The sequence below is a fragment of the Geodermatophilus sp. SYSU D00684 genome (assembly GCF_054050455.1).
Map to the genome: position 1 here is coordinate 21,238 of NZ_JBJGZI010000043.1, position 8,020 is coordinate 29,257.

The 8,020-nt window shown below is 76.7% G+C and carries 7 protein-coding genes; 3 read left to right on the top strand and 4 right to left on the bottom strand.

Going from position 1 to position 8,020, the window contains the following annotated elements; genetic code table 11:
• Nucleotides 1-6: 6 nt before the first annotated feature.
• Nucleotides 7-1,590: a helix-turn-helix domain-containing protein gene (locus ACI79L_RS22775; protein WP_456938982.1), complete on the top strand. Its 1,584-nt coding sequence runs from the start codon at nucleotides 7-9 to the stop codon at nucleotides 1,588-1,590.
• Nucleotides 1,591-1,653: 63 nt separating this feature from the next.
• Here ACI79L_RS22775 and ACI79L_RS22780 read toward each other — a convergent pair whose 3' ends face one another.
• From ACI79L_RS22780 to ACI79L_RS22790, 3 genes are all read right to left on the bottom strand, one after another.
• Nucleotides 1,654-2,412: an SDR family NAD(P)-dependent oxidoreductase gene (locus ACI79L_RS22780; protein ID WP_456938983.1), complete on the bottom strand. Its 759-nt coding sequence runs from the start codon at nucleotides 2,410-2,412 to the stop codon at nucleotides 1,654-1,656.
• A gap of 79 nt (nucleotides 2,413-2,491) precedes the next feature.
• Complete coding sequence (locus tag ACI79L_RS22785) at nucleotides 2,492-3,235, bottom strand: DUF5995 family protein (RefSeq protein WP_456938984.1); 744 nt, start codon at nucleotides 3,233-3,235, stop codon at nucleotides 2,492-2,494.
• 37 nt (nucleotides 3,236-3,272) lie between these two features.
• A complete protein-coding gene (locus ACI79L_RS22790; RefSeq protein WP_456938985.1) occupies nucleotides 3,273-3,848 on the bottom strand; it encodes a TetR/AcrR family transcriptional regulator in 576 nt (191 codons plus the stop codon).
• 78 nt (nucleotides 3,849-3,926) lie between these two features.
• Here ACI79L_RS22790 and ACI79L_RS22795 point away from each other — a divergent pair, with 78 nt between their 5' ends.
• Nucleotides 3,927-4,805 (top strand): SDR family NAD(P)-dependent oxidoreductase, encoded by an 879-nt coding sequence (locus ACI79L_RS22795; protein ID WP_456938986.1) that lies wholly within the window; start codon nucleotides 3,927-3,929, stop codon nucleotides 4,803-4,805.
• Here ACI79L_RS22795 and ACI79L_RS22800 read toward each other — a convergent pair.
• Nucleotides 4,787-6,733 (bottom strand): PucR family transcriptional regulator, encoded by a 1,947-nt coding sequence (locus ACI79L_RS22800; protein WP_456938987.1) that lies wholly within the window; start codon nucleotides 6,731-6,733, stop codon nucleotides 4,787-4,789. The two genes, ACI79L_RS22795 and ACI79L_RS22800, sit on opposite strands and share 19 nt — an antisense overlap.
• Nucleotides 6,734-6,992: 259 nt before the next feature.
• On the opposite strand from ACI79L_RS22800, the gene ACI79L_RS22805 reads away from it, so the two are divergent.
• Nucleotides 6,993-7,982: a DUF2877 domain-containing protein gene (locus ACI79L_RS22805; protein ID WP_387986923.1), complete on the top strand. Its 990-nt coding sequence runs from the start codon at nucleotides 6,993-6,995 to the stop codon at nucleotides 7,980-7,982.
• Nucleotides 7,983-8,020: the final 38 nt, after the last annotated feature.

The window sequence follows — 8,020 nt, forward strand, 5'->3', positions numbered from 1 at the left end:
TCGACCGTGACGGCGACCGAGCTCCCGGCCGAGACCACGACCACCTCCTCCCTCGCTCCCGCGCCAGCGGTGAGCGCCACGCAGCGCATCGGCCTGCTGGTCCGCGACGCGCGGCGGCACCGCGGGCTGACCCAGCAGCAGCTGGCCGAGCGCCTGGGCACCAGCCAGAGCGCGATCGCCCGGATCGAGCAGGGCGGGCAGAACCTCACCCTCGACCTGCTCGGCCGGCTGTCCGAGGCGCTGGAGAGCGAGCTGATCAGCGTCGGCCCGGCCGGCCCCACCCACCTGCGGGTCACCGGCGGCACGCCGCTGCGCGGCAGCGTGACGGTCAAGTCGTCGAAGAACGCCGCCGTCGCGCTGCTGTGCGCCGCGCTGCTCAACCGCGGCCGGACGACGCTGCGCAACGTCGCCCGGATCGTCGAGGTGGACCGGATCCTCGACGTGCTGCGCTCGATCGGCGTCGTCGCCACCTGGGACGGGACCGGCCGCGACCTCACCCTGCAGGCCCCCGACGAGCTCGACCTGGCCGGCATCGACGCCGACGCCGCCCGCCGGACCCGCAGCATCATCATGTTCCTCGGCCCGCTGCTGCACCGGGCCCGCACGTTCCGGCTGCCCTACGCCGGCGGCTGCGACCTCGGCACCCGCACCGTCGAGCCGCACATGATCGCGCTGCGCCCGTTCGGCCTGGAGGTCGAGGCGCACGCCGGCGAGTACCACGCCACCGTCGACCCGCAGGTCACCGGGCGGCGCACCATCGTGCTGACCGAGCGCGGCGACACCGTGACCGAGAACGCGCTGCTGGCCGCCGCCCGCACCGAGGGCACCACGGTCATCCGCAACGCCAGCTCGAACTACATGGTCCAGGACCTGTGCCTGTACCTGCAGCTGCTCGGCGTCGACGTCGAGGGCCTCGGGACGACGACGCTCACCGTGACCGGCCGGGCGGTGCTCGACGCCGACGTCGACTACACGATCAGCGAGGACCCGGTCGAGGCGATGAGCCTGCTGACCGCGGGCATCGTCACCGGGTCCGAGCTGACGGTCCGCCGCGCGCCCATCGAGTTCCTCGAGATCGAGCTGGCGGTGCTGGCCGAGATGGGGCTCCAGTACGAGCTCTCCCCGGAGTACCTGGCCGACAACGGCCACACCCGCCTGGCCGACGTCACCATCCGTCCGTCGCAGCTCAACGCCCCGATCGACAAGATCCACCCGATGCCGTTCCCGGGGCTGAACATCGACAACCTGCCCTTCTTCGCGGTCATCGCCGCCTCGGCCACCGGCTCGACGCTCATCCACGACTGGGTCTACGACAACCGCGCGATCCACCTGTCGGACCTGACCCGCCTGGGCGCCGACGTCCGGCTCATGGACCCGCACCGGGTGCTCGTCACCGGCCCGACCCGCTGGCGCAGCGCCGAGGTGGTCTGCCCGCCGGCGCTGCGGCCCGCGGTCTGCATCCTGCTGGCGATGCTGGCCGCGCGCGGCACGTCGGTGCTGCGCAACGTCGACATCATCGCCCGCGGCTACGAGCACCTCTACGAGCGCCTGATCGAGATGGGCGCCTCGATCGAGGTCTTCTCCGACTAGGGCGGGCACGGGAGGCCCTCCGCACGCCCTGGCGCCCGGGACGCGCGGAGGGCCTCCCGTACCTCAGCGCTCCTGGGCGGTGGGGCGGACCAGCACCTCGTTGACCGCCACGTGCGGCGGCTGGCTGACCACGTAGAGGATCGCCTTCGCGACGTCCTCCGCCTGCAACGGCGTCATCTCGGTGTACATCCGCTGCGAGGCGGCCTTCGCGTCGGGCTGGGTGATGTGGTCGGTGAGCTCGGTGGCCACCGCGCCCGGCTCGACCAGCGAGATCCGCACGCCCCGGGTGGTCACCTCCTGGCGCAGCGACTCGCTGAAGGCGTTCACCGCCCACTTGCTGGCGTTGTAGACGCCGGCGCCCTTGCGCGCGGTGCGCCCGGCGACGCTGGAGACGTTCACGACGTCGCCGGAGCCCTGCTCGACCATGCCGTCGATCGCGGCGTGCGTCATGTACATCAGGCCGAGCACGTTGGTCGACAGCATCCGCCGCCAGTCCTCGACGTCGGCGCCGACGATCGTGCCGAGCAGCATCACGCCGGCGTTGTTGACCAGGACGTCGAGCCCGCCGAGCTCCTCCCGCGTCCGGGCGACGGCGGCCCGGCAGGACGCCTCGTCGGTGACGTCCAGGTCGAGGGTCAGCGCGCGGGCGCCGTCGTCGCGCAGCTTCCGTGCGAGGGCGTCGAGCCGGTCGGCGCGGCGGGCGCCGACCGCCACGGCGGCGCCGGCCTCCGCGAGCGCGACCGCGGTCGCCTCCCCGATCCCCGACGACGCCCCGGTGACCAGGGCGACCCTCCCGGACAGTGGTCGGCCGGCGTCGGTCATGCGGTCCTCCTCCCGGGCCGCCCGGTGCGGCACCCCGGCCAGCCTGCGCCCGCCCGCGGGATCCGGCAGCGCGGGCGGCTCAGTCCTCCGGCAGGACGACGCCGAAGCCGCGCACGGCCAGCCGCAGCAGCACCGGCCCGCCGCGCTGCAGGTCGGCCACCCGCGCGGCGGCCGCGGCCTCGAGCTGGGCCACCCGGCGGGCCAGCGCCTCGGGCCCCTGCAGGCGCGCCCGGTGCAGGAGGGTCGTGTTGCCCCACACCCGGCGCCGCGACTCGCGCAGCAGCACCCGGGCCGCGGTCCGGTTCAGCCCGCCCAGGACCCGGTCGACCGGCGTGCGGCGGCTGCCCGCGGCCTGCAGGGCGAGGTCCTCGGCGGCCACCCGGCCGGCCAGCACCTCGTCGATGCGCTCGTGGTCGCGGCGGCGGGAGTCCAGCAGCGGCGGGTCGGCGGAGTCGGCCGGGCCGATGACCCGCACCAGCGACTGCGGCAGGTCGAAGTTGATGTGCGCGTTCATGCCGAGCAGCACGTGCGCCTCCGGCCGGGCGGCCGGGTCGGTGCCGAACGCGGCCCGCCACGGCGCCGGCGGCGCGGCCGGGTCGCGGCGGTGCGCCTCGAGGGCGTCGAGGTAGAGCCCGGCGAAGTCGACGTCCCAGTCGGTCACCCAGTCCGGGTCCTCGAACCGGCCGGCGTCGATCGCCGCGTTCACCGCCTCGGTGGTGCGCAGGTAGGTGCCGAGGAAGTGGCGGGCCGGGTCGCGGGCGGCGACGAGGGCGTCGAGCAGGTCCTGCATGCGGGCGACCAGCTCGTCCACCGGTGCGGTCACGCCCCGATCGTCCCCCGCGGCGGGCGTCCCGCGCGCGTCAGGCGCCCAGCAGGCCCGGCAACCGGTCGAGGGCCGCCGTCACCAGCTCCGGCAGGTCCCCGCCCTCGCCGGCCAGCCAGTCGTCCTGGGCGACCTCGAAGCAGGCGACGACGAGCTTGGCCAGCAGCAGCGCCTCCCCCGCCGGGACGCCGCGGGCGGTGAGCCCCTCGGCGAGGGCCGCCTCCCAGCGGCGCAGCTTCGCCGCCGCCCGGGACCGCAGCGCCGGCACGCCGGCCACCACCTGCTCGCGGGCGAGCAGCAGGTCCCGCAGCGGCGCGACCTGCCCGGCGATCGCGACGGCGGCCGAGCGCAGCGCCGCCCACGGGGACAGCTCCGGCGGGGCCTCGGCCACCGCCGCCGCGGCGGCGGCGAGCAGGTCGTCCTCGAGGCCGAAGAGCAGGTCGTCCTTGTCGGCGAACAGCCGGAACAGCGTGCTGCGCGAGACGTCGGCCGCCGCCGCCACCTGCTCGGTGCTCGTCGCGGCGTAGCCCCGCTCGGCGAACAGCGCGACCGCGCGGCGGGTCACCTCGGCGCGCAGCCGCCGGCGCCGTCGCTCCGCGGCCGTCCCGGTCACCGTCACCCCCTGTTGACACGCAGTCCCGTCCTGACACAGAGTCTCACATCGGGACGTCGTCCCGCGAGAGGAGACGCGATGAGCGACATCCGCACGGCCCTGGTCACCGGCGCGACGTCGGGGATCGGGCGGGCCGCCGCCGGCCACCTCGCCGCCACCGGGGAGTGGCGCCTGCTGCTCGGCGCCCGCGACGCCGCCCGGGGTGCCGCGGTGGCCGCCGAGCTGGGACCGCCCGCCGAGGTGGTCGACCTGGACCTGGCCTCCCTCGCCGCCGTCCGGGCGGCCGCGGCCCGGGTCGCCGCCGGGGAGCCGCTGGACGCGCTGGTGCTGAACGCCGGCGTCCAGGTGCCGGTCGCCGACCGGGCCAGCGCCGACGGCCACGAGCTGACCTTCGCGGTCAACCACCTCGCGCACTTCGCGCTCACCGTCGCACTCCTGCCGCACCTGGCGCCGGGGGCGCGGGTGGTCGTGGTCAGCAGCGGCACCCACTGGGGCACCTGGCGGAAGTCCGGGCCGTTCCCGGCGCCGCGCTGGACCGACCCGCGCACGCTGGCCCGCCCGCGGCGGGAGTCCGGGCAGCGCGCCTACGCGACGTCCAAGCTGGCGAACGTCCTCTTCGGCGCCGAGCTCGCCCGCCGGCACCCGGAGCTCGACGTCGTGGTGTACGACCCCGGCCTGGTGCCGGGCACCGGACTGCACCACCGCTACCCCGCCCCGGCCCGCGCGCTCTACACCGGGCTCGCGCCCCTGCTCGCCCGGCTGCCGTTCGCCTCCGGCGTCGACGAGGCGGCCGCCCGGCTCGCCGCCGCGGTCACCGGCCCGGCCGGCACCAGCGGGCGCTACCTCGAGCGCGGCGTCGAGGCGCCGTCGTCGCCGGACAGCCACGACCCCGGCCGCGCCCGCGAGCTGTGGGAGGCCAGCCTGGAGCTGACCCGCCCTCAGATCAGCGCGTCGTAGCCGTCGTCGGGGGGCAGCAGCCCCGAGTCGACCGGCGGGCGGTGCGGCTGGTCCAGCCCGCGCATGCGGGCGGCGTGCAGCGCCAGGAGCAGGTTCAGCCGCAGCGTGGGATCGGTGGTGAAGGGCCCGAGCAGCCGCTCGAGCTTGCCGATCCGGTAGCGCATCGTGTTGTAGTGGAAGTGCAGCCGGCGGGCGGACTCCGCGACGTTGAGGTTGGTCTCCAGCAGCACCCGCAGCGTCTCGCGCAGGTCGGCCGAGTCCGGGTCGGCGGCGTCGGCCAGCGAGCCGAGCACCTCGTCGACGTAGGAGCGCAGCTCCGTGCTGTCCGGGATGAGCGACAGCAGCCGGAACACCCCGAGCTGGTCGAAGTGGGTGACCGCGGCCGTCCCGTGGATCTCCTGCCCGACGCCGAGGGCCCGCTGCGCCTGCTGGTGCGCCTCGCCCAGCGCCGAGATCGACCCGGCGGGCCGGCCGATGCCGGTGCCGAGCACCCGGCCCACCCGGCGCACCCGCGCGTTGACCCGGGAGGTCACCGCGGTCACCAGTGAGGTGATCTCCTCCGGCGTCCGGCCGTCCAGCGGCAGCACGGTGACGATCTCGGTGGACAGCCCCGCGACGGCGGCGCCGCTGACCTCCGTCTCCAGCGCCGCCCGCCAGCCGTCGGCCAGCCGGTCGAGGACGTCGAGGGCGCGGGTGGGGTCGGCCGCCGGGTCGGCGGCGGTCTCGGTGGCGGTGACCAGGACGACGACGGGGCCGTCGAGCCGCCAGCCGAAGGAGCGGGTCTGCGCCAGCGCCCGCTCGGTGTGCCGCAGCGAGCCGCCGACCAGCCGGCGGACCAGGTCGCCCTGGAAGCGCAGCTCCACCGAGTGCACCGCCTGCTGGCGGATCACCGACAGCGCCGACACGACGGCGGCCCGCTCCAGCACACCGCCGGCGCCGACCACCATCTGGCCGCGGCGGTGCACGGCGACCAGCCAGCCGTGGCGCTGGTCGCCGGCCATGATCGGCGCGACCGCGTACTCCCCCACCCCGCCGGGCAGCTCGTGGTGGCCGGGGACGAGCAGGATGCCGTCGGCCGGGGACAGGTCGGCGTCGGCGAGGACGTCGGCGGGCGTGACGACGGTCTGGTCGGCGCGCACCCCGGACAGCCGGTGGGCCGGCGCCATCATGGCCAGCTCGTCCTCGGCCTCGGCGTCGAGCAGCCACAGCCAGTCGCTGATCTCGGCGACGTCGGCGGGCGGGCCGGCGCTGGTGACGATCTCCCGGTCCGGGCCGAGCCCGAGGACGGCGGCGCCCTCGAGGTAGGTGGCCAGCTGCTCGGTGACCTCGGCCAGGCCGCCGCCGCTCAGGGCGACGTCGATGAACTGGTCGTGCATGCGGGCGGAGACGGCCAGCGCCTCGCCCTGCCGGCGCACGACCGCGCCGAGCACCTCGGAGACCGCCTCGTCCATGCGGACGGTGGCGGGCAGGGCCACCACGGGGAACCCGTGCCGCTCGGCCTCGGCGAGCACCTCGGCCGGCACCGGGGGCGGCCCCTCGGTGCGGCGGAAGGCCAGCGCGGCGGCGCCGACCTGCAGCAGGCGGTCCACCAGGGCCCGGCCGGCGGCGGCGTCGGCCGGGGGCAACCGGGCGCCGAGGACGACGAGGACGTCGGGGCCGGCGGCGGCCAGCGGGGCCGCCGGGTCGTCGACGACCATGTGCCGGACGACGCGGCCGGTCCCGGCGCGGCCGGCGACCACCTCGGCGCCCACCAGGCGCGGCAGCCGCAGCGCCTCGTCCAGGCGCAGGCCGACGCGGTCGCGCCACCCGGCGCGCTCGTCACGGGGCGGCAGGGCGCGGGAGGGGGCGGGGTGCTGCCATCCGTGCGGCAGCTGCAGCGGCGCAGTCGGGTACATCGCCGAGGTCATCGGCATCTCACTGTGGGTCACGACTCGCCCTCCTCCTCACCCGTCGTCCGTCTCGAGTTGCCGAAAACTGGCAGGTGTGCCTGGACGGGCACCCCCATTCTTGGCCACATTCGCCATAAGAGGACGTGCGACGCGCCGCATAGCTTCGAGTCAGTCGGCCCGTCCGCTGGATGGTAGGCGTTCCCCTGAGGTGGTGCGTCTCACCCTCCGGCGGCCGGTCCGAAGGGCGGGAGTCGAGCGGAGGGTCGCTCCCGCTGTCCGACGGGGAAGGGCTGCACAGATGCGCACCATCGACCACTCGACCACCGGTTCTCCGACCGCACCGGGGCGCGCCGCCCGTGCCGGCGTCCCGACGATCCCCCTGCCCCGCTCGTCGGCGCAGGAGACGCTGCGGACCGCGTCGCCGGCACGTGCCGCCTCGGCCGTCCCGGCCTCGGCCAGCACCGGCGTGGCCGACCTGCTCCGCGGGCCCGTCCGCCCGGCCCGGGTGCTCATGAGCATGCCCGCCGCGGTGTACCTCCAGGTGCCCACCGAGCGCGGCACCGACGTCGTCGGGGTGCTCACCAGCGACGCCGCCCGGCTGCCCCTCGGCTGCGTCCTCTTCCGGCCCAGCAACGGCCGCCCCCTCGTCGCGCTGCCCAGCGGTGCGCCCGCCGAGGTCGGCGGTGGCCGGATCGTCGTCGGCGACCTGGTCGTGCGCGCCGCCGCCTGGTGGGACCCGCGGCCGCGGCTGCCCAGCCCGCGCCCGGCGCTGCTGCCCGAGGGCGTGCGCCAGCTGCGCACCACCCTCTACGGCGAGGGCGTCCCGCACAGCGCGTTCACGCTGCCCGGCCTGCCCGCCGGCCCCGGCGGCCCGCTGGCCGCGCTGCGGGGCGCGGTGCGCCGGGCCGACCTCGACGCCGCGCTGCGCACCGCCGCCCGGCTGATCGGCCTGGGCCCGGGCCTCACCCCGGCCGGCGACGACGTCATGGCCGGCACGATGGCCGGCCTGGTGCTGCTGCGGCACCCGGCCGCCGAGCGCTTCGCCGCCGGCGTCTACTCGCTGGCCGCCGGCCGCACCACCGAGCTGTCCCGGGCGCTGCTGCGGCACGCCGCGGCCGGCCGGGTCAGCGGCGAGTACGCCGCGGTGCTGCAGGGCCTGGTCGGCGAGCGCCCGCTCGGCCCGGCCATCGAGGGCCTGCTGGCCACCGGCTCCACCAGCGGCCGCGCCATGGCGCTGGGCCTGTGCACCGCGATCGACCTGGTCGACCGCACCACCCGCGCCCGCTGACCGCACCACGACGCGACGGCGGCCCCCTCCCTCCCGGG

What these genes read in the sequence shown, in the direction of transcription:
- ACI79L_RS22780 (WP_456938983.1), bottom strand. Translation starts at nt 2,412, where the DNA reads ATGACCGACGCCGGCCGACCACTGTCCGGGAGGGTCGCCCTGGTCACC.
- ACI79L_RS22795 (WP_456938986.1), top strand. Translation starts at nt 3,927, where the DNA reads ATGAGCGACATCCGCACGGCCCTGGTCACCGGCGCGACGTCGGGGATC.
- ACI79L_RS22805 (WP_387986923.1), top strand. Translation starts at nt 6,993, where the DNA reads ATGCGCACCATCGACCACTCGACCACCGGTTCTCCGACCGCACCGGGG.